The organism is Bordetella genomosp. 2 (assembly GCF_002261345.1).
Lineage (GTDB): Bacteria > Pseudomonadota > Gammaproteobacteria > Burkholderiales > Burkholderiaceae_B > Bordetella_A.
Map to the genome: position 1 here is coordinate 40,876 of NZ_NEVT01000007.1, position 19,877 is coordinate 60,752.

General features: G+C 69.9%; 22 protein-coding genes. 6 read left to right on the forward strand and 16 right to left on the reverse strand.

The window, feature by feature from the left end; genetic code table 11:
- Positions 1–6: 6 nt before the first annotated feature.
- From CAL24_RS16900 to CAL24_RS16910, 3 genes are all read right to left on the reverse strand, one after another.
- Positions 7–909 carry an arginase family protein gene (locus CAL24_RS16900; RefSeq protein WP_028353160.1) on the reverse strand — a complete coding sequence of 301 codons (903 nt, stop codon included), beginning with the start codon at positions 907–909 and terminating at the stop codon, positions 7–9.
- Between the two features lie 190 nt (positions 910–1,099).
- Complete coding sequence (locus tag CAL24_RS16905) at positions 1,100–1,987, reverse strand: IclR family transcriptional regulator (protein ID WP_094807328.1); 888 nt, start codon at positions 1,985–1,987, stop codon at positions 1,100–1,102.
- A gap of 95 nt (positions 1,988–2,082) precedes the next feature.
- Positions 2,083–3,642 (reverse strand): acetolactate synthase large subunit, encoded by a 1,560-nt coding sequence (locus CAL24_RS16910; RefSeq protein WP_094807329.1) that lies wholly within the window; start codon positions 3,640–3,642, stop codon positions 2,083–2,085.
- Positions 3,643–4,230: 588 nt separating this feature from the next.
- Here CAL24_RS16910 and CAL24_RS16920 point away from each other — a divergent pair.
- The 4 genes from CAL24_RS16920 to CAL24_RS16935 are packed head-to-tail and all read left to right on the forward strand — an operon-like array spanning position 4,231 to position 7,429.
- Positions 4,231–5,238 (forward strand): Bug family tripartite tricarboxylate transporter substrate binding protein, encoded by a 1,008-nt coding sequence (locus CAL24_RS16920; protein WP_094807331.1) that lies wholly within the window; start codon positions 4,231–4,233, stop codon positions 5,236–5,238.
- A gap of 18 nt (positions 5,239–5,256) precedes the next feature.
- On the forward strand, positions 5,257–5,937 hold the full coding sequence (locus CAL24_RS16925) for a 3-oxoacid CoA-transferase subunit A (protein WP_094807332.1): 681 nt from the start codon (positions 5,257–5,259) through the stop codon (positions 5,935–5,937).
- A gap of 8 nt (positions 5,938–5,945) precedes the next feature.
- The gene (locus tag CAL24_RS16930) at positions 5,946–6,602 is read left to right on the forward strand and encodes a 3-oxoacid CoA-transferase subunit B (protein ID WP_094807333.1); all 657 of its coding nucleotides are present in this window, start codon (positions 5,946–5,948) and stop codon (positions 6,600–6,602) included.
- Positions 6,602–7,429, forward strand: coding sequence for an IclR family transcriptional regulator domain-containing protein (locus tag CAL24_RS16935; RefSeq protein ID WP_028353154.1), 828 nt, complete (start codon positions 6,602–6,604; stop codon positions 7,427–7,429). The genes CAL24_RS16930 and CAL24_RS16935 overlap by 1 nt, the downstream gene beginning before the upstream one ends.
- Positions 7,430–7,457: 28 nt before the next feature.
- Here CAL24_RS16935 and CAL24_RS16940 read toward each other — a convergent pair whose 3' ends face one another.
- The 4 genes from CAL24_RS16940 to purE form a co-directional block, all read right to left on the reverse strand.
- Positions 7,458–8,480, reverse strand: coding sequence for an amino acid ABC transporter substrate-binding protein (locus CAL24_RS16940; RefSeq protein ID WP_028353153.1), 1,023 nt, complete (start codon positions 8,478–8,480; stop codon positions 7,458–7,460).
- A gap of 140 nt (positions 8,481–8,620) precedes the next feature.
- On the reverse strand, positions 8,621–9,676 hold the full coding sequence (locus CAL24_RS16945; protein ID WP_094807334.1) for an L-threonylcarbamoyladenylate synthase: 1,056 nt from the start codon (positions 9,674–9,676) through the stop codon (positions 8,621–8,623).
- A gap of 9 nt (positions 9,677–9,685) precedes the next feature.
- On the reverse strand, positions 9,686–10,879 hold the full coding sequence (locus CAL24_RS16950) for a 5-(carboxyamino)imidazole ribonucleotide synthase (RefSeq protein WP_094807335.1): 1,194 nt from the start codon (positions 10,877–10,879) through the stop codon (positions 9,686–9,688).
- A gap of 37 nt (positions 10,880–10,916) precedes the next feature.
- Positions 10,917–11,438 carry a 5-(carboxyamino)imidazole ribonucleotide mutase gene (purE, locus tag CAL24_RS16955; RefSeq protein WP_028353150.1) on the reverse strand — a complete coding sequence of 174 codons (522 nt, stop codon included), beginning with the start codon at positions 11,436–11,438 and terminating at the stop codon, positions 10,917–10,919.
- On the opposite strand from purE, the gene CAL24_RS24165 reads away from it, so the two are divergent.
- A complete protein-coding gene (locus CAL24_RS24165; protein WP_170947113.1) occupies positions 11,383–11,541 on the forward strand; it encodes a hypothetical protein in 159 nt (52 codons plus the stop codon). The two genes, purE and CAL24_RS24165, sit on opposite strands and share 56 nt — an antisense overlap.
- Here CAL24_RS24165 and CAL24_RS16960 read toward each other — a convergent pair.
- The 3 genes from CAL24_RS16960 to CAL24_RS16965 all read right to left on the reverse strand — a co-directional run bounded on the left by CAL24_RS16960 (position 11,538) and on the right by CAL24_RS16965 (position 13,261).
- Positions 11,538–12,092, reverse strand: coding sequence for a disulfide bond formation protein B (locus tag CAL24_RS16960; RefSeq protein WP_094807337.1), 555 nt, complete (start codon positions 12,090–12,092; stop codon positions 11,538–11,540). The genes CAL24_RS24165 and CAL24_RS16960 overlap by 4 nt on opposite strands.
- On the reverse strand, positions 12,093–12,245 hold the full coding sequence (locus CAL24_RS24170) for a DUF5993 family protein (RefSeq protein WP_170947114.1): 153 nt from the start codon (positions 12,243–12,245) through the stop codon (positions 12,093–12,095).
- Positions 12,246–12,379: 134 nt separating this feature from the next.
- A complete protein-coding gene (locus tag CAL24_RS16965; protein WP_094807569.1) occupies positions 12,380–13,261 on the reverse strand; it encodes a phosphoribosylaminoimidazolesuccinocarboxamide synthase in 882 nt (293 codons plus the stop codon).
- A gap of 124 nt (positions 13,262–13,385) precedes the next feature.
- On the opposite strand from CAL24_RS16965, the gene CAL24_RS16970 reads away from it, so the two are divergent.
- Positions 13,386–13,814, forward strand: a complete 429-nt coding sequence (locus CAL24_RS16970) for a GFA family protein (RefSeq protein WP_028353147.1) — start codon at positions 13,386–13,388, stop codon at positions 13,812–13,814.
- A gap of 46 nt (positions 13,815–13,860) precedes the next feature.
- Here the strand turns inward: CAL24_RS16970 and fba are convergent, their stop codons facing one another.
- From fba to CAL24_RS17000, 6 genes are all read right to left on the reverse strand, one after another.
- Positions 13,861–14,925, reverse strand: coding sequence for a class II fructose-bisphosphate aldolase (gene fba / locus CAL24_RS16975; RefSeq protein ID WP_028353146.1), 1,065 nt, complete (start codon positions 14,923–14,925; stop codon positions 13,861–13,863).
- Between the two features lie 219 nt (positions 14,926–15,144).
- Entirely contained in the window at positions 15,145–16,332 is a 1,188-nt protein-coding gene (locus tag CAL24_RS16980; RefSeq protein WP_028353145.1) for an alpha-D-ribose 1-methylphosphonate 5-triphosphate diphosphatase, read from the reverse strand.
- Positions 16,333–16,334: 2 nt separating this feature from the next.
- Positions 16,335–17,051: a phosphonate C-P lyase system protein PhnL gene (phnL, locus tag CAL24_RS16985; protein ID WP_028353144.1), complete on the reverse strand. Its 717-nt coding sequence runs from the start codon at positions 17,049–17,051 to the stop codon at positions 16,335–16,337.
- Between the two features lie 4 nt (positions 17,052–17,055).
- A complete protein-coding gene (gene phnK / locus CAL24_RS16990) occupies positions 17,056–17,832 on the reverse strand; it encodes a phosphonate C-P lyase system protein PhnK (RefSeq protein WP_028353143.1) in 777 nt (258 codons plus the stop codon).
- Complete coding sequence (locus CAL24_RS16995; RefSeq protein WP_094807338.1) at positions 17,829–18,731, reverse strand: alpha-D-ribose 1-methylphosphonate 5-phosphate C-P-lyase PhnJ; 903 nt, start codon at positions 18,729–18,731, stop codon at positions 17,829–17,831. Before CAL24_RS16995 ends, phnK begins: the two co-directional genes overlap by 4 nt.
- On the reverse strand, positions 18,728–19,876 hold the full coding sequence (locus CAL24_RS17000) for a carbon-phosphorus lyase complex subunit PhnI (RefSeq protein WP_028353141.1): 1,149 nt from the start codon (positions 19,874–19,876) through the stop codon (positions 18,728–18,730). The genes CAL24_RS16995 and CAL24_RS17000 overlap by 4 nt, the downstream gene beginning before the upstream one ends.
- Between the last annotated feature and the right edge of the window lies 1 nt (position 19,877).

Below are 19,877 nucleotides of genomic sequence, written 5' to 3' on the forward strand. Positions count from 1 at the left end.
CGGCGCTCAGGCCGGCCGGCCCTCGGGATACGCCTGTACCGCGACGGCGGCCAGCGCGCAGAATTCCTGCATCACCGTCGCCGCCAGGAACGCGGTGGCGCCCTGCACATCGTGCGGCGGCGACACCGTGTTCACATCGAAAGCGACGAAATTCATGCCCTGGAGCTGGCGCAGCAGCGCCAGCCCTTCCTTGGCCGACAAGCCGCCCCATTCCGGCGTGCAGACGCCGGGCGCGCAGGACGGGTCGAAGATGTCCATGTCGAAGCACAAGTAGACGGGGCGGCTGCCGGTGCGGCGGCGGATCTCCGCCAGCGTGGCCTGCGGATCGCGGTCGAACTCGTCGAACGGCACGACCGTGTAGCCGACCTCGCGTCCATATTCGATGATGCCGCCCATGAACGAATTACCGCGCGTGCCCACATGGAAGCTGGCCGCCACATCGAGCACGCCTTCTTCGGCGGCGCGGGTGAATGTGGTGGCCGTGTTGTAGCCCGGGATCGGGTAAGTGTCGGTGTGCGAATCGAAGTGCACCACCACCAGGTCCGGATGGCGGCGCGCCACGGCGCGCAGTTGCGGCAGCGTCACGGCGCCGTCGCCGCCCATGGTCACGGGAATGGCGCCGGCCTGCAGCACCGTGTCGATGGCGGCCTCGATCAGCGGAAACGCCGCGTCCGGGTCGCCGGGATGGCAGGCGACGTTGCCCAGGTCGACGGCCCGCAGGAAATCCACCGGATTGGCGACGCCCCCGCGCTGGAACGGATCGAACGGGCGCAGCAGCCGCGATTGCTCGCGGATGGCGTCCGGCCCCTGGCGCGCGCCCACGCGGAACGGATGCGTGCCGCAATCGAAGGGGATGCCCACGACGCACGCGCGCGGCGCCGCGCCCGCGCGGCTGCCGGGCAGGCCCATGAATCCGGGCACGGGATGAAAGGGATTGCCGTTCGCCTGCAAGGCCTGCTCCTTCAGAAGTTCCTGGACTAGTTTCATTTCAATCGTATCGTTGGGCGATACGATCATGTTGAAATATAGATTATCAAGTCGAGCAAATACCCGCCTATTAGGGAAATCCCGTCAGGCAACCAACAAATAGCCGATTAATTTAGTCTGGAATATCGTCCTGGCCGGGCGCCGGGACAGCCCCGCCCCGGCGCCCGCCGAGCAGGCTGCCGCCAGGCGGCTCGAGCTCGAAGAATGGGCGGCTGCGGCCCACCGTGCGCGATGCGCCGATCGCGTGCGCGGTTTCCAGGACCTGCGGCCCGAACACGGCCTGGGCCTGTTCGAACGACCAGCGGCTGGAAGGCACCGAGACATTGACCGCCCCCACGGGCGTGCCGCCGGCGTCGAGCACCGGCGCGCTGATCGTGATGTCGCCGGGATAGTACTCGCCATTGGAACGCGCGTAGCCATGGCGCCGCGCGAAATCCAGCTCGGCCAGCAGGGCGTCCATGTCGGTAAGCGTGCCCGGCGTATAGGCGATGCGCTCGCGGCGCTCCAGCAACTCGCGCGCACGCGGCTCGTCCAGGCGTGACAACACGGCCCGCCCCGCCGCCGTGCAATACAGGGGCAGCCGCATGCCCACCGGCATGTTGACGTACATTTCCTTGTGGGTGGCAAAGCGCGCCACGTAGACCATGTCGCCGCCTTCCGGCTCCGCCAGGCTGCAGGTCTCCTGGCTGGTGCGGTTCAGCGCATGCAGGAACGGGCTGCCGCCCAGCACCAGCGCGCTGGTGCGGGCGTATTTCATGCCCAGCTCGAGCGACCACGGCGCCAGCGAGAATTTCTTGGACAGCGGATCCTTGCGCAAGTAGCCCAGCGTCCAGAGCGTGTGCGCGAAACGCTGCACCGCGCTCTTGGTCAGGCCGGTGGCCTCGGCCAGCTCGGGCAGCGTCATGGCCGGCCGCCCCTCGGTGAAAGCGGTCAGCAGCGAAATACCGCGCGCCAGCGCGGCGACGAACAACGGCGAATCTTCGGGTGCGGTGGCGGTCATGGCGAGCACGCTAGTCGGCAAAGCCGATAGCGTACTGCATCATGAACCAACCGTATCGCAGCCCGATTGCCAGGCGCCGCCGCGCCGCGCAGGCGTCAGATCAGCGCCTCGATCAGGAATGGCCCCTTGCGCGCCAGCCCGGCCTGGACGGCCTTGGTGAAGGCCTCGACGGTGTCGACGCGCACGGCTTCCACGCCCATGCCGGCGGCCAGGCTGACCCAGTCCAGGCTGGGCTCCTGCAGATCCAGCATGCGCTTGGCGTTGCGGCCCGGTTCCTGGACGCCGACGTTCTTCATTTCGCCGTGCAGCGTGGCATAGGAACGGTTGGCCAGCACGATGGTGAGGCAGTCCAGGTTCTCGCGCGCCTGGGTCCACAGCGCCTGTACCGTGTACATGCCGCTGCCGTCGGCCTGCAAGGTGATGACCTTGCGGTCCGGGCACGCCACCGCGGCGCCGGTGGCCAGCGGCAGGCCGATGCCGATCGCGCCGCCGGTGAGCTGCAGCCAGTCGTGCGGCGCCGAAGTCGCGCTGATGGCGGGGAACTCGCGGCCCTGGGTGACCGACTCGTCGCACACGATGGCGTTCTCGGGCAACAGGCGCGCGGTGATGATGTTGACGGCGGTGCCGGTCAGCGCGCCGGCGCGCGGCATGTCGGCCGGCGCGGCCGACGGCAGCAGGACCGGCGCGGTCGCGGCGATGCCCAGCTCGTCGGCAAGCCACTCCAGCGCCTGCAGCAGGTCTTGCTCCGGCGTGGCCAGCACGATGGGCGCCTGGTCTTGCGGCGCCAGCAGGCTGGGCTTGCCGGGATAGGCGAAGAACGCCACCGGGGCGCTGGCGCCCACCAGGATCAGCTGCCGCACATCCTTCAGCAGGGCAACGGCCTGGTCCACCGGATACGGCACGCGGGTGACCGGCGTGCGGTTGACGCCGCGCTCGGTGCGGCGGTTGGAGGTGGGCGACAGCAGCCGCACGCCAGTGGCGCGGGCGATGCGGCCGGCCACCGTCAGCGCCGGTTCGCGCAGGGCCATGCCGCCCAGCATCAGCGCCGCCCCCTGGCCCGCGCGAATGGCCTGCGCGGCGGCGCGCACGGCGTCCCGGCTGGTGCTCGGCGCGGCGGCCGGCGACGCGACCGGCGCCGCCGGCGTATCGGCGGGCAGTTCGCCCCAGGCGGCGTCGGCCGGCAGGATCAGGGTGGCGATGTTGCCCGGCGCCTGGCGCGCCACGCGCACCGCCTCGGCGGCGTCGGCGGCCAGCTCCCCGGCGGTCAGCGTGCGCCGCACCCAGTGCGACATGGGGCGCGCCACCCCTTCGACGTCGCTGGTCAGCGGCGCGTCGTATTGCACGTGGTAGGTGGCGTGATCGCCCACCACGTTGACCATGGGAGTGCGGGCGCGCTTGGCGTTGTGCAGGTTGGCCAGGCCGTTGCCCAGGCCGGGCCCCAGGTGCAGCAGCGTGGCCGCCGGCTTGTCGGCCATGCGCGCGTAGCCGTCGGCCGCGCCGGTGACCACGCCCTCGAACAATCCCAGCACGCAGCGCATGCGCGGCTTGCGATCGAGCGCGGCGACGAAATGCATTTCCGACGTGCCCGGATTGGCAAAGCAGACGTCCACATCGTTGGCAAGCAGGGTATCGCAAAGGCTGTCGGCGCCGTTCATAGGTAGTTCCGTAAAGCAATTGGTGGGAGGGATGCGGCCGGCGGCCGCGGACGGTAAGGCATCATAGGAAGGGAATACCCGCCGGGGTAGGTCCATTCCGGGCCCCAAGGATAGAACCATTGGCGCGCCCGCGCCAAACCGCCGGTCGGTTCAATGCGCTCCAGATGGTGGCCGCCCCTCTCCTTGAGTGTCCTTAGGTGTCAGACACCCCTTGAGAGAGCCTGGCAACCTGCCGGCCATCTCCCGGGGTGTCTGACACCTGATCGCATCGCCGGCCCCATTGAACAGGAGCGCCCATCCTTAGGTGTCAGACACCCCTTGAGAGAGCATGGCAACTTGCCGCCCCCTCCCCGGGGTGTCTGACACCTGGGGATGCATCCCGGCCCCGTTGAACCCATGCGCCAGGCGGGCATGGACGCGCCAAGTTCGGTCATCGAACATAAAAAACCGGGCCGCTATGCGAGCCGGGAGCAAGTCGCGCATACTTTTCCCGCGACACCGTTCGCTCAACAACATAAACCGGCAGACGCCGGGCCGCCGGCCGCTGGCCATCGTCCCGGCTCATGCCCTACAGGCGGAGACACATCCATGCCCAATACCTTCCCCCGCGCGGCCCGGTCGCGCCGCGCCGCGCTGGCCGCGCTGCTGTCGGCCTCGGCCGCGCTTGCCGGCGCCACCCTGGCCGGCCCGGCGCTGGCGGCCGATGCCTGGCCGAACAAGCCGATCAAGGTCATCGTGCCGTACACCCCGGGCGGCGCCACCGACACCACCACGCGCATCGTCATGGACAAGCTGGCGCAGCGGCTCGGCCAGACCATCATCGTGGAAAACCGGCCGGGCGCCAACAGCACCGTGGGCTCGGCCATCGCGGCCAAGGCGGACCCCGACGGCTATACCTTCCTGGCCATGCTGCCGGCCTATGTGATCAACACCCACCTGTACAAGCTGAGCTATTCGCCATCGCAGCTCGAGCCGGTGGTGCACATGGCCGACCTGCCACTGTTCCTGTTCGTCAGCAAGGACTTGCCGGTCGACAGCGTGAAAGAACTGGTCGACTACGGCCACAAGCACCCCGACACCCTCACCTACGCCTCCAGCGGCACCGGCTCCAGCGCCCACCTGACCGGCGCCGATTTCGCCCTGCAGGCCAAGCTGAAGATGACGCACGTGGCCTACAAGGGCAGCGCGCCGATCCTTGCCGACCTGCTGGCCGGGCGCGTGTCCATGGTGTTCGACCCGGTGCTGGTGCCGATGCAATACGTCAAGGAAGGCCGCCTGAAAGTGCTGGCGTTCACCGGCAAGCAGCGCTGGCCCACCGAGCCCGAGGTCCCCACCATGGAAGAAGCCGGCTTCCCCGGCTTCGTGACGGGCTCCTGGGCGGGCCTGCTGGCGCCCGCCGGCACGCCCAGGCCGATCATCGAGCGCATGGCCAGGGAAATCAGCGACATCGTGCACGAGCCGGACGTCACCGAGAAATTCCTGGCCGCGGGCTTCCTGCCCACCGGCAGCACGCCGGCCGAGTTCGGCGAACTGATGCGCAAGGACTCCCAGCGCTACGCCCAGATCATCAAGGAAGCCAACATCACCGCCAACTGACCCGGAGGGGCGCGCATCATGATCGACAAATTCATGGCATCGACCGCCGAGGCGGTGGCGGACATCCCCGATGGCGCCACCCTGCTGATCGGCGGTTTCGGCGGGGCCGGCATGCCCACCGACCTGATCGACGCCCTGATCGACCAGGGTGCGCGCGACCTGACGGTGGTCAACAACAATGCCGGCAACCATGAAACCGGGCTGGCCGCGCTGATCAAGGCGGGGCGCGTGCGCAAGATGATCTGCTCGTTCCCCAAGGCCTCGCATTCGTGGGTCTTCAACGACCTGTACCGGCGCGGCCAGATCGAGCTGGAATGCGTGCCGCAAGGCACCATCGCCGAGCGCCTGCGCGCCGCCGGCGCCGGCCTGGGCGGCTTCTACACGCCCACGGCCTATGGCACCGAACTGGCCGCCGGCAAGGAAACGCGCGAGATCGACGGCCGCCACTATGTCTTCGAGAAACCCCTGCACGGCGACTTCGCGCTCGTGCAGGCCGACCGCGCCGACCGCTGGGGCAACCTCACCTACCGCATGAGCGCCCGCAACTTCGGGCCGGTGATGTGCATGGCGGCGGCCACCACCATCGTGCAGGTGCGCGAACGCGCCGAACTGGGCGACCTGCCGCCCGAGGCCATCGTCACCCCGGGCATCTTCGTGCACCGGGTGGCAGTGGTGCCCAACCCGAGCTTCTCGAGCTGAACAGCGCCATGACCGCAACCCCGACATTCCGGCCCCTGACGCGCGCCGAGCTGGCGCAGCGCGTGGCCCGCGACATTCCCGAAGGCAGCTACGTCAACCTGGGCATCGGCATGCCGGTGCTGATCGCCGCCTGCCTGCCGCCCGGCCGCGAGATCATCCTGCACAGCGAGAACGGCATCCTGGGCATGGGGCCGCCGCCGGCGCCGCAGGCGGCCGACCGCGACCTCATCAACGCCGGCAAGCAGCCCGTCACCCTGCTGCCGGGCGGCGCGTTCTTCCATCATGCCGATTCGTTCGCGATGATGCGCGGCGGCCACCTGGACATCTGCGTGATGGGCGGCATGCAGGTCTCGGCGCGCGGCGACCTGGCCAATTGGTCGCTGGGCCGCGCCGGCGAACCGCCCGCGGTGGGCGGCGCCATGGACCTGGCGGTGGGCGCGCGGCGCGTCTACATCATGATGGAGCACAACTCGAAAGACGGCTCGCCCAAGATCGTCGAGCGCTGCACCCTGCCGCTGACCGGCGCCGGCGTGGTCAGCCGCGTGTACACCGACCTGGCCGTCATCGACGTCACGCCCGGAGGCCTGGTGGTTCGCGATATGATCGACGGCCTGACCCTGGAAACGCTGCAGTCGCGCACCGGCGCGCCGCTGCGCGCCGCCTGATGCGCAACCCGCCGCCCCCGCCCGACTACGCCGCGCCGCTGCCCGCCGACGAACACCCCGACCGCTTCCGCGGCGACCCGGATTTCATGCTGACGCTGTCGCGCGGCCTGCGCGTCATCCGTGCCTTCGGCGAACGCCGCTATCCGCAGACCGCCGCCGACCTGAGCCGGCGCGCCGGGTTGCCGCGCGCGGTCACGCAACGCTGCCTGCACACCCTGATCCGCCTCGGGTTCGCCGAACGGCACGGCCGCCACTACGTGCTGACGCCGCTGATCCTCAGCCTCGGGCACGCCTATTTTTCGTCCACGCCGTTCGTGTCGCTGGCCCAGCCGGTCCTGGAGGAGCTCAGCGCCACCGTCAACGAGACCTGCGCGCTGGCCATCCTGGAAGGCAACGAAGTTCTCTACCTGGCGCGCTCCGAAGTGCATCGCATCCTGGCCACCACGCTGGGGCTGGGCAGCCGCCTGCCGGCCTATTGCACCACCATCGGACGCGTCATGCTGGCGCAATTGCCGCCGGCCGCGCTGGACCGCTATTTCGACACGGTGGAGCTGGCGCCCTACACGGAATTCACCGAGACCTCGCCGGCGCGCCTGCGCGAGATCATCGCGCGGGTGCGCGAACAGGGCTACGCGGTGGTGGACCAGGAAATCGACTTGAATGTGCGCGCCATCGCCGTGCCGGTGCGCGCGGCCAGCGGCAAGGCGTGCGGCGGCCTCAACGTGAGCGTGAAGTCGTCGCGCGTGCCGCTGGCGCGGCTGACCGGCGAGTTCCTGGCGCCCATGCAGGCCGCCGCGGACCGGCTCGGCCAGTTCCTGGTGCTGTAGCGCGGGCCGGCCGGCCCGCGCCGGCCAATCAGCGGATCGGCCAGGGGTACATGGCGCCGCCCTGGTTCCACAGCGCGTTGGTGCCGCGCTCCAGGCCCAGCTTGCTGCCCTTGCCGACGTTGCGCTCGAAGATCTCGCCGTAGTTGCCCACCGCCTTGATGGCGTTATAGGCCCACTTCTCGTCCAGGCCCATGTTCTTGCCGGCGCCCGGCGTCACGCCCAGGATGCGCAGCACGTTCGGGTTGGCGCTCTTGGTCATCTCGTCGACGTTCTGCTGGGTGATGCCGTATTCCTCGGCTTCCATCAGCGCGAACAGCGTCCAGCGCACGATGCCCAGCCAGTTCTCGTCGCCCTGGCGCACCATGGGGCCCAGCGGCTCTTTCGAGAAGCGTTCGGGCAGGATCTGGTAGTCGGCCGGGTTGGCCACCTGGGTGGCGCGCACCGCGGCCAGTTGCGAAGCGTCGTCGGTGAACGCGTCGCAGCGGCCCGATTCGAACGCGCGCACCACTTCGGTGACCTTGTCGATGACCACCGGCGTGAACTTGATGCCATGGGCGCGGAACCAGTCGGCCAGGTTCAGCTCGGTGGTGGTGCCGGGCTGCACGCAGATGGTGGCGCCGTCCAGTTCCTTGGCGCTCTTGACGCCCAGCGCCGTGCGCACCAGCACGCCCTGGCCGTCGTAGAAGCTCGGCGCCACCGCGGCGAGGCCCAGCGAGGTGTCGCGCGTCTGCGTCAGGGTGACCGTGCGCAGCAATACATCGACTTCGCCCGATTGCAGCGCGGTGAAGCGCTGCTGGGTGGACAAGGCGGTGCCCTTGAACTTGCCGGCGTCGCCGAACACGGCCGCGGCGACCGCGCGGCAGATGTCGACGTCCATCCCTTCCCATTCGCCCTTGCTGTTGGTGGCGCTGAACCCCGACACCCCGTCGGTCAGGCCGCACTGCACGAAACCCTTGTTCTTGACCGCATCCAGGGTGGGGCCGGCCAGGGCCGCCTGGGATACGCATGCCAGCGCGATGGCGCCGGCGATCGAGGCAATTTGCCGCTTCATGGTCGCTACTCCTCTCTTAAAGTTCGAGCGCGGCCCGGACCGCCTTGTGGGCGGCGCAGGACGCATGGTTGTCCGGCCCGGGCGTGCCGGGCGGTCAGCAAATGTACGCCAAGTCGGTCGGCAAGAACAGAGCCGCGGCGTCAGGTGCCCGGCAGGCCGGTGGTGTCGAGGGAGAAGGCGGCCGCGGCGCGGCCGATGCGGTCGTTGACGGCGCTCCAGGCGGCGTCGGCGGGCGGCGCCTGGACCAGAATGCGGGCATGGCCGGCGCCGTCGAGTTCGCGCAGCAGCGCGTACAGGTCGTGGGCATAGCGGCGCGGGTCGGCCGCCACCTGGCGCCAGGCGATGCGCCGGTCCAGGCCGGCCGGCGGCGGCTCGAAGGCGACCACCGCCACGCTGCCGGCCGGCAGTCGGCTGCCGCGCGCCGCCTCGGCCAGCCGCGCGGCGGCGACCAGCTCCAGCGGCGTATGCGGGGCGTAGTGCGCCTTCAAGGTGCCCGAGGCGCGCGGCGCGGCGGCATCGGGCAGGCCTACCGGCTCGCCCAGCACAGCCTCGATCTGGGCCGCCGTGACGTGGCCCGGACGCAGCAGCACCGGACCCACGCCGCGCGCCAGCCGCGACAGGTCGAGGATGGTGGACTCGATGCCGACCTCGGCCGGCCCGCCGTCCAGCACCGGCATGCCCTGCGCCACTTCGAGGGGAAATTCGCCGCGCACATGCTCCGCGCGGGTGGGCGAGACCTGGCCGAACTTGTTGGCCGAGGGCGCGGCCACGCCGCCATGGCCCCCCGGCCTGCCGGCCGCAAAGGCTCGCAGCAGCGCCTGCGCCACCGGGTGCGAGGGACAGCGCAGGCCGATGCTGTCCTGTCCGCCGCTGACGGCCGCGCCGATGCCCGGCGCGCGCGGCAGGATCAGGGTCAGCGGGCCGGGCCAGAAGGCGTCGATCAGGCGCCGCGCCTTGGCGGGCACGTCGGCGGCCCAATAGCCCAGGTCAGCCCCGGGGGCCAGGTGCACGATTACCGGGTGATTGGCGGGCCGGCCCTTGGCCGCGTAGATGCGCGCCACGGCCTGCGGGTTCTCGGCATCGGCGCCCAGGCCGTATACCGTTTCGGTGGGAAAGGCCACCAGTTGGCCGGCCAGCAGCCGCGCCGCGGCATGCGCGATGGCCGGATCGCCGGCGGAGGTCGGATGGCTGGACATGGCGGACGCTTACGCCGGCGCGGCCATGCCCAGCGCCGCCGCCACGCGCGCCGCGTCGGCGCGCGCCTGCTCGAGCGTGGCGGCCACCACGGTCACGTGGCCCATCTTGCGGCCGCGGCGCGCCTCGTGCTTGCCATACAAGTGCAGCTTGGCCGAGGACACGGCCAGGGCCGCCGCCCAGTCGGGCTCGCGCGGCGCATCCGCGCCCGGCGCAAACCAGATGTCGCCCAGGATGTTCAGCATGACGGCCGGCGCCAGCAAGGCCGTGCTGCCCAGCGGCAGGCCGGCCATGACGCGCGCTTGCTGCTCGAACTGGCTGGTCAGGCAGGCATCGATCGTGTAGTGGCCGCTATTGTGCGGGCGCGGCGCGATCTCGTTGACCACCAGGCTGCCGTCGGTCAGCACGAAGAACTCGACGCACAGCACGCCGTGGTAGCCCAACCCCTGCGCAATCGCGCGCGCGGCGTCGGTGGCCTGGGCCTGGCGGCGCGCATGGGCCGCGTCGGCGTCGGTCGTGGCCACGGTGGACACCGCCAGGATGCCGTCGCGGTGCAGGTTGCGCGCCACCGGAAACACGACGTCGCCGCCGTCGAAACCGCGCGCCAGCACCACCGAGATCTCGTAGTCCAGCGGCATCAGGGCCTCCAGCACGCACGGCACGCCGCCGAAGTCGGCGTACGCGGCCAGCGCCTCGTCGCGCGAGGCCACGCGCGCCTGGCCCTTGCCGTCATAGCCCAGCCGGGCCACCTTGAGAATGCCGGGGAACAGCGCATCGGGCGCGTCGCGCAGGTCCTGCGGCGCGCGGATGGCGGCATGCGGCGCCACCGGGATGCCCTGCGCGGCGATGAACGTCTTTTCGGCGATGCGGTCCTGGACGATGGCCACCGCGTCGGCCGCCGGGCTGACCCGGCACTGCCGCGCCGCCAGGGCGCGCAGGCTGTCGGCCGGCACGTTCTCGAACTCGGTGGTCACCGCGCGACAGGAGCGCGCCAGCTCCGCCAGGCCGGCGGGATCGTCGTAGGCGGCCTGGATGTGGCGGTCGGCCACCATGGCGGCCGGGCCATCGGCGGCCGGATCGAGCACGGCGACCCGGTAGCCCAGGCTTTGCGCCGCGTGGCAGAACATGCGGCCGAGCTGGCCGCCGCCGAGCAGGCCCAGCCAGTCGCCCGGCGCAATCGTGAAGGAAGCGGAGGATGAAGTCATTCGTCGATGGCGCGCCCGCGACGGGTGCGCGGCAGGTTCAGGGCTGGGGAGGCACGGCCATGTTGCGGGCCGCTTCGGTCTGGCGGGCGCGGAACGCCACCAGCCTGGCGTGCAGGGCGTCGTCGGTGGCGGCCAGGGTGGCGATGACGTGCAAGGCCGCATTGGCCGCCCCCGCCTCGCCGATGGCGAACGTGGCCACCGGCACGCCCTTGGGCATCTGAACGATGGACAAGAGCGAATCCTCGCCGCGCAGGTAGCGGGACGGGACCGGCACGCCGAAGACCGGCACTTCGGTCAGGGCGGCCATCATGCCGGGCAGGTGGGCGGCGCCGCCGGCGCCCGCGATGATGCCGCGCAAGCCGCGCGCGCGCGCCGCGGCGCCGTAGTCGGCCATGTCCTGCGGCATGCGGTGGGCGGAGATCACGCGGGCTTCGTGCGGCACGCCGAATTCCTCCAGCATGGCCACGGCATGCTTCATGATGTCCCAGTCGCTGGATGAACCCATGATCACGCCCACCACGGGAGTGGCCGGCGCGGTTGCGGAAGAAGAAGTCGTCATGGCGGAGGTCGGCAAGGCGGAAGAAGGCGCCGGCGCGCACGGCGCGGGCGACGGAAAACCCGGTATTTTACCCGGCCCGGCACGCGGCCGGCCGGCCGGCTAGGCCCCGCCCTGCCTCTGCGCCGCCGGGACGGCGCGGCATTCGCCCAGTCCGCACTCCAGCGAGGCGGCGCCGACGTTGAGCAGAATGGCCAGCAAGAACAGCCCCATGACGATCAGCGCGGGCAGCGACACGGGCTTCTTCAGGGCGTTGTCGCCCCATTTGCGGTCGGCGGCCAGCATCAGCACGCAGAACACCAGCAGCCCGCAGAACAACAGGAATGCCCAGGAATACACGTGCATGCCGAACAGCGGCGGCGCGGCGGGCGCGGACGGCGCCAGCAACTGGTTGCCGGCCGCGACCAGGCCGCCCAGGGCCGCCGCGATCACCATGGCGTAATGCAGCGGCGACGGTCCCAGCCGGATATTCAGCAGCAAGCCCACGCCGGCCATGATGAAGGCCGCGCGCTGCAGCAGGCAGAGCGGGCACGGCCCCGCGCCGGACAGCAGTTGCCAGGCGAAGGCGGCATACAGGGCGACGCTGACTCCCAGCAGCGCCAGCGTATTGACGATGCGCGAACCGCGCGCCGGGTTGAGCGAAAAAATGACGCTCATCTACAAAGCCGGCATCAGCGGCTGGACCAGATGCAGCCGCGCCCCGGCGACGAACACCAGCAGGGTCGCCAGCCACAGCGTGAAGCACGGCCGGCGCTTGCCGAGCATGCCGTACAGCACCGCCAGCGCGCTGGTCAGAAAGGGCAACATCATGATCATCGCGATCGATCCTCCGGAGGTCGATCGTTACGATACGAAATATTTTTTTGCCCTGGCCGGCAAACAAGCGGGGCAAAGCGCCCTATTTCCGCCGATTGGCCGGCGCCGCGCGCCGGCCGGCGGCGGCCTCAGGCCATCAGGCGGTCGAGCGCCTCGCGGTACTTGGCCGCGGTTTTTTCCAGTACGTCCCGCGGCAGGCGCGGGGCAGGCGGGGTTTTGTCCCAGTCCTGGGTTTCCAGCCAGTCGCGCACGAACTGCTTGTCGAACGACGGCGGGCTGATGCCGACGCGATAGCCGTCGGCCGGCCAGAAGCGCGAGGAATCCGGCGTCAGCACTTCGTCCATCAGGTAGAGCCGGCCATCGTCGTCCAGGCCGAATTCGAACTTGGTGTCGGCGATGATGATGCCCTTGGTGGCGGCGAACTGCGCGGCCTCGGTATACAGGCGCAGCGTCACGTCGCGGATGCGTTCGGCCATTTCCTGGCCGACCTCGTTGACGACATGGGCGAAGTCGACGTTTTCGTCGTGCATGCCGAATTCGGCCTTGGCCGCCGGCGTGAAGAGCGGTTCGGGCAGCTTGCTGGCCTGCTGCAGGCCGGCCGGCAACTGGATGCCGCACAGCGAGCCGGTGGCCTGGTAGTCCTTCCAGCCGGAACCGATCAGGTAGCCGCGCGCCACGGCCTCGACGAGGATCGGCTTGAGGCGCTTGACCACCACCGCCCGGCCGCGCACCTGGTCGAGCTCGTCGGCCGCCACCACGTCTTCGGGCCGCACGCCGGTGGAATGGTTGGGCAGGATGTGCGCCAGCTTGCGCAGCCAGAATTCGGTCAGTTCGGTGAGCACCTGCCCCTTGCCGGGAATGGGGTCGTCGAGGATCACGTCGAAGGCGGAAATGCGGTCGGTGGCGACGATGAGCAGTTTGTCGTCGCCCACGGCGTACATGTCGCGCACCTTGCCGCGACCCAGGAGCGGCAGGGACTTGATGCTGGATTGGTGCAGGGCGGAAGTCACGAATCGGCCTATGGCAAAAATGAGCATAGATTACTGCAAATGCCGCCGCCCCGCAGATCCGTTAGCCTAGGGCCTGTTCCCTCTAAAAGGAACAGGCCCTGCCGCGCAACCGAGGAGTCCAGCCATGACCGCAAGCCCGTCCTTTTCGCCGCTGACCGGCGGCTGCCAGTGTGGCGCCGTGCGCTACGAGATCACCGCCGAACCGCTGACCACCGCCACCTGCCACTGCCGCGATTGCCAGTACGCCAGCGGCGGCGGCCCGGCGCATGCCCTGCTGCTGGCGCCGCAGGCGCTGGCCGTGCGGCGCGGCCAGGCGCGCGAACACCGCTACCTGGGCGACTCCGGCAATACGGTGGTGCGCAGCTTCTGTCCGGACTGCGGCACGCCGCTGTTCGGGCATACGGAAGGCCAGGACTACGTCATCGTGAAAGCGGGGTCGCTGGACGACCCCGCGGCGTTCCGCTCGCGCATGACGCTATGGGCCGATTCGGCCCCGCCATGGCATCACGTGGATACGTCGGTGCCCTGCCACGGCGGCAAGGCGGCGGGCTGAGGCGCCCGCCTGGCGTCCGGGGGCCGGGCGGCCCCCGGGCGACGGCTTACTGCACCACCTGGGCGAGCTTGCCGGCGGCGTACTGCTGGGCCATGTCGGTCAGCGGCAGGGGCTTGATCTTGCTGGCGTTGCCCGCCGTGCCGAACTGGGTGTAGCGCTGCACGCAAATGGCCTTGGCGGCCGCGCGGGCCGGCTTCAGGTATTCGCGCGGGTCGAACTTGCTGGGGTTCTCGGCGAAGAAGCGGCGGATGGCGCCGGTCATGGCCAGGCGGATGTCGGTGTCGATGTTGACCTTGCGCACGCCGAACTTGATGGCTTCCTGGATTTCCTCGACGGGCACGCCGTAGGTTTCCTTCATGTCGCCGCCGAATTCGCGGATCTCGGCCAGCAAGTCCTGCGGCACGCTGGAGCTGCCGTGCATCACCAGGTGGGTGTTGGGCAGGCGCGCGTGGATCTCCTTGATGCGCGAGATCGACAGGATGTCGCCGGTGGGCTTGCGGGTGAACTTGTAGGCGCCGTGGCTGGTGCCGATGGCGATGGCCAGCGCGTCGAGCTGGGTCTTGCGCACGAAGTCGGCGGCCTGCTCCGGATCGGTGAGCAGCTGCTCGCGGGTCATGGTGCCCTCGGCGCCGTGACCGTCTTCCTTGTCGCCCTTCATGGTTTCCAGCGAGCCGAGGCAGCCGAGCTCGCCCTCGACCGTGACGCCCACTTTGTGGGCCATGTCGACGACCTTCTTGGTGACCTCGACGTTGTAGTCGTAGTCGGCGATGGTCTTGCCGTCTTCTTCCAGGGAGCCGTCCATCATGACGCTGGAGAAGCCCAGGTCGATGGCGCCCTGGCAGACCTTGGGCGACTGGCCGTGGTCCTGGTGCATGACCACGGGAATGTGCGGATAGGACTCGACCGCCGCCTGGATCAGGTACTTCAGGAAGCCCTCGCCCGCATATTTGCGCGCGCCGGCCGACGCCTGCATGATCACCGGGCTGTCGGTTTCAGCGGCGGCTTCCATGATGGCCTGGACCTGTTCCAGGTTGTTGACGTTGAACGCGGGAATGCCGTAACCGTGCTCGGCAGCGTGGTCGAGCAACTGGCGCATGGAAACTAGGGCCATGGTGGTCCTCCTGATAGGCAATGGAATGATTGGTTGGAGCCTTGCTGAACAGCGGGATTTTAGCCGGGATTCCGGCCGCCTCCCGGCGCGGGGCCGGCCAGGACGTAACCAACTTCATCAAAAGGACGGCACGCGGGCGCCGCGCTTGTCAGGGCTTGACCGTCTGTAAGGAATTTGCGCGGGCGCGACAGACAGCCGCGCCCGCGCCCAGGCGGCCGCTCAGGCGGCCACCGCCTCGCGCTGGACGGCGCGCGAAGCCGGGTGGTAGTGGGCGGCGAACACCAGGCGGCCGGCCGACCAGGCGCGGCTGACCAGCGGCAGTTGGCCGACCAGCGCGACCGCCACCAGGTCGGCGCGCAGCCCCACGGCGATGCGGCCGCGGTCGTCCAGGCCGCAGGCGTCGGCCGGGTTGGCGGTGACCAGGGCCACCGCCTGCGACAGCGTCAGGTCGCTCTGCGCCGCCACGGCGAACGCCGCGGCGATCAGGGTCGAGGGCTGGTAGTCCGAGCACAGGCAGCTCGCCACGCCGGCGCGCACCGCGTCGATGGCCCGCATCGAGCCGCTCTGGCTCTGGCCGCGCAGCACATTGGGCGCGCCCAGGATGGTCGGCAGGCCGCAGGACACCGCGGCGGTGGCGGTGTCCAGGTTGATCGGGAATTCGCTCATCGACACGCCCAGGTTGCGCATGGTGGCGATGCGCTGCACCGAATCGTCGTCATGGCTGGCGGTCGGCACGCCCAGGCGGCGCGCATGCGCCAACAGGGTCTCGACCCGCAAGGCGGCGCCGTCGCGCGCGCGCAGCTTGGCGCGGGCGGCTTCCTCGGCCTCGTCGCGGCTCATGGCGTGGTTGCCCATCATGTATTGCAAGTAGGCTTCCAGGGTCTTGAACTGGCCTTGCCCCGGCGAGTGATCCATGACCGACAGCAAATCGACCACGCCGTCGTCGAGCAGCGCCTGCAACACCGGCATGGCCGTCTCGTCGGTGATCTCGTAGCGGCAGTGCACCCGGTTGTCCACCAGGCTGTGGGCGCGGAAGGCATGCAGCGCGCGCGCCACCTGGGCGGCGGTCTGGTTGTTGCGCACGCCCCATTCGTTATTGGCGAACGACAGCGCGTGAAATGGCGTGGTGATGCCGGCCGCGGCGTTGCGGCGGTCCACCTGGGCCACGGCGAAATCCAGCGGGAACAGCACGCGCGAGCGCGGCTCGGCTTCCTTCTCGATGGCGTCGCAGTGCACGTCGATCAGCCCGGGCAGCAAGGTCTGGCCTTCCAGGTCGATCTCGGCCGCGCCGCGCGCGCCGTCGGGCTCGATGGCGGCGATCACGCCGTCCTCGATCAGCAGCGCGGCATCGGACAGTACCGCGTCGGGCAGGACGACGCGGGCATGGGTCAGGTACAGGGCGGACATGGTTACTCCAGGGCGTCGGCCGGGACGGCCGGACGGATGGGCAGGATACGCGTGGCGACCTGGTCGCGCACGGCCTCGTCATGGAAAATGCCGACCAGGCAGCGGCCGGCGGCCACCGCCTCGCGGATCAGGGCCACCACCACCGCGCGGTTGTCGGCGTCCAGCGAAGCGGTGGGTTCGTCCAGCAGCAGCACCGGGTGGCCGCCGATGAAGCCGCGCGCGATGTTCACGCGCTGCTGCTCGCCGCCGGAGAACGTCGCCGGCGGCAGGTTCCACAAGCGTTGCGGCACGTTCAGGCGCGCCAGCAGCTCGGCCGCCCGGTCGCGCGCCTGGCCGGCGTCGACGCCGCGCTCGCGCAGGGGCTCGGCCACCACGTCCAGCGTGGCGACCCGCGGAATCACGCGCAGGAACTGGCTGACGTAGCCGATCACATCGCGCCGCAGGCGCAGGATGCGCTGCTCCGGCGCGCCGGTCAGCTCGACCCAGTCGGCGCCGTCGCGCACGCGGATGCTGCCTTCGGTGGCCAGGTAGTTGCCGTACAGGCAGCGCAGCAGCGTGCTCTTGCCGGTGCCGGACGGACCCGCCAGCACCAGGCAGTCGCCCGGCCCGGCCTCGAAGTCCACGCCTTGCAACACGGGCAGCCGGATGCCGCCCTGGTTGTGCAGCGTGAACATTTTGCCCAGGCCGCGCACCTCGATCAGGGAAGTAGAGGCATTCATCGAATCAACTCTGCAAAATGGAGGACACCAGCAACTGGGTGTAGGGATGCTGGGGGTCGTCGAGGATCTGGTCGGTCAGGCCGCTTTCGACCACGCGGCCGCCCCGCATCACCAGCGTGCGGTGGGCCAGCAGCCGCGCCACGGCCAGGTCGTGGGTGACGACGATGGCCGCCAGCTTCAGGTCGGCCACCAGTTGGCGCAGCAGGTCGAGCAGGCGAGCCTGCACCGAGACGTCCAGCGACGCCGTGGGCTCGTCCATGAACACCATGCGCGGGTGCGTGACCAGGTTGCGGGCGATCTGCAGGCGCTGCTGCATGCCGCCGGAGAACGCCGCCGGAGCATCGTCCAGGCGGCCGGCGTCGATCTCCATCTTGTGCAGCCAGCTGCCGGCCACGCGCCGCAATTCGCCGTAGTGGCGCCCGCCCACGGCCATCAGGCGCTCGGCGATATTGGCGCCGGCGCTGACCTGCATGCGCAGGCCATCGCGCGCATTCTGCCGCACGAAGCCCCAGTCGGTCCGAGCCAGCACGCGCAGGTGCGCGGCCGACAGCGACGCCAGGTCGACGAAGCCGCGGTCGCGGGTGTCGTACCAGACACTGCCGGACTCGGGCCGGGCCTGCCACGACACTGCCTGCAGCAGCGTGCTCTTGCCCGAGCCGGACTCGCCCACCACGCACAGCACTTCGCCGGGGTGCAGGTCGAAGCTGATGTCGCGGCAGCCGTGCACGCCGTCCCAGGTGCAGGTCATGTCGCGCACGGAAAGCAGGGGTTGGCTGTTCATGCTGCGGCCTCCGGAGCGGCCGGCGCGGCGGCGCCGAGGTGGCCCTGGGCGCGGCGGTCGGCGCAGTACTCGGTATCCGAGCAGACGAAACGCCGCGTGCCCTGGTCATCCAGGATGATCTCGTCGAGGTAGCTTTCGCGCGAGCCGCACAGGTCGCAGCACTGGTCCCACTGCTCGACGCGGAACGGGTGGTCGTCGAAGTCCAGGCTCTTGACGCGCGTATACGGCGGCACCGCATACACGCGCTTCTCGCGGCCGGCGCCGAACAGCATCAGCGCCGGGCTGCGGTCCAGCTTCGGATTGTCGAACTTGGGGATCGGCGATGGCCGCATCATGTAGCGGCCGTTGACGATGACCGGGTAGTCGTAAGTGGTGGCGATGTGGCCGTGCTGCGCGATGTCCTCGTACAGCTTGACGTGCATGCTGCCGTACTCGGCCAGCGCATGCATGGTGCGGGTCTCCGTCTCGCTCGGCTCCAGCCAGCGCAGCGGCTCGGGAATCGGCACCTGGTACACCATGATCTGCCCTTCGCACAGCGGCGTCTCGGGAATGCGGTGGCGGGTCTGCACGATGGTGGCCGCGCGGGTGGACTCGGTGGTGCGCACGCCGGTGACGCGGCCGAAGAAACGGCGGATGTTGATGGCGTTGGTGGTGTCGTCGGAACCCTGGTCGATCACTTTGAGCACGTCGGCCGGCCCGATGATGGCCGCCGTGACCTGGATGCCGCCGGTGCCCCAGCCGTAGGGCAGCGGCATTTCGCGGCTGCCGAACGGCACCTGGTAGCCGGGGATGGCGACCGCCTTGAGCAGCGCCCGGCGCAGCATGCGCTTGGTGGACTCGTCCAGGTACGCGAAGTTGTAGTGGTCGTCGCGCGCGACCGTCTGTGTAGCGGAATTCATGACGACAGGGCCTCGTCGGCGAGGGTGGCGGGGGCCGCGGCGGGCGCGGCGGCGGAGGGCGCGGGCGGCGCGGCGGCGGCCTGTTCCTGGCGCAGGCGGCGCAGCAGTTCCAGGTTGGCCTGGAAGTCCACGTAATGCGGCAGTTTCAAGTGCTGCACGAAGCCGGAGGCCTCGACGTTGTCGCTGTGATACAGCACGAACTCGTGGTCATTGGCGGGCGAATCGGCGGCCTCGCCCAGCTCCGCGGCCTTGAGCGCGCGGTCGACCAGCGCCATCGACATGGCCTTGCGCTCGCCATAGCCGAAGGTCAGCCCGTAGCCGCGCGTGAACTTCGGCGGCTCGTGGGCATTGCCGGCGAACTGACTGACCATCTGGCATTCGGTCAGCTCGATCTCGCCCACGGTAACGGCGAAGCCCAGTTCTTCGATGAACATCTCCACCTCGAGCGTGCCATAGCGGATCTCCGCGGCGAACGGGTGGGTATTGCCGTAGCCGCGCTGCGTGGAATAGCCCATCGACAGCAGAAAGCCCTCGTCGGCGCGCGCCAGGTTCTGCAGGCGCGCATCGCGCCCGGCGGGAAAGGCAAGCGGCTGGCGCGTCAGGTCGAACGGCGCCGGATCGCCCGGCGGCACCGGCTCCTGGTCGATCAGGTCGTCGTGCTGCAGCAAGTCGGTGACGCGCGGCATGGACGCGGGCAAGGGCTGGTCGGCCGGCGCCAGCGGCTCGGCGGCCGCGCCCTCTTCTTCCAGCGAGAAATCCAGCAGCCGCTGCGTGTAGTCGTAGGTGGGGCCGAGTATCTGGCCGCCCGGCACATCCTTGAAAGTGGAAGAAATACGGCGCGCCAGGCGCATGCGCGCCGTGTCGACCGGCTGCGTATAGCCGAAGCGCGGCAGCGTGGTGCGATAGGCGCGCAGCAGGAACACCGCCTCGATCACATCGCCGGCGGCCTGCTTGATGGCCAGCGCGGCCAGTTGCGGATCGTACAGCGCGCCTTCGGCCATGACGCGCGACACCGCCAGCGGCATCTGCTGGCGGATCTGCGCCAGCGTCAGCTCGGGCACGCCGGTATCGCCGCGCCGGTAGGCGTCCAGCATGCGGTAGGAATTCAGGATGGCGCGCTCGCCCCCTTTGACAGCGACGTACATG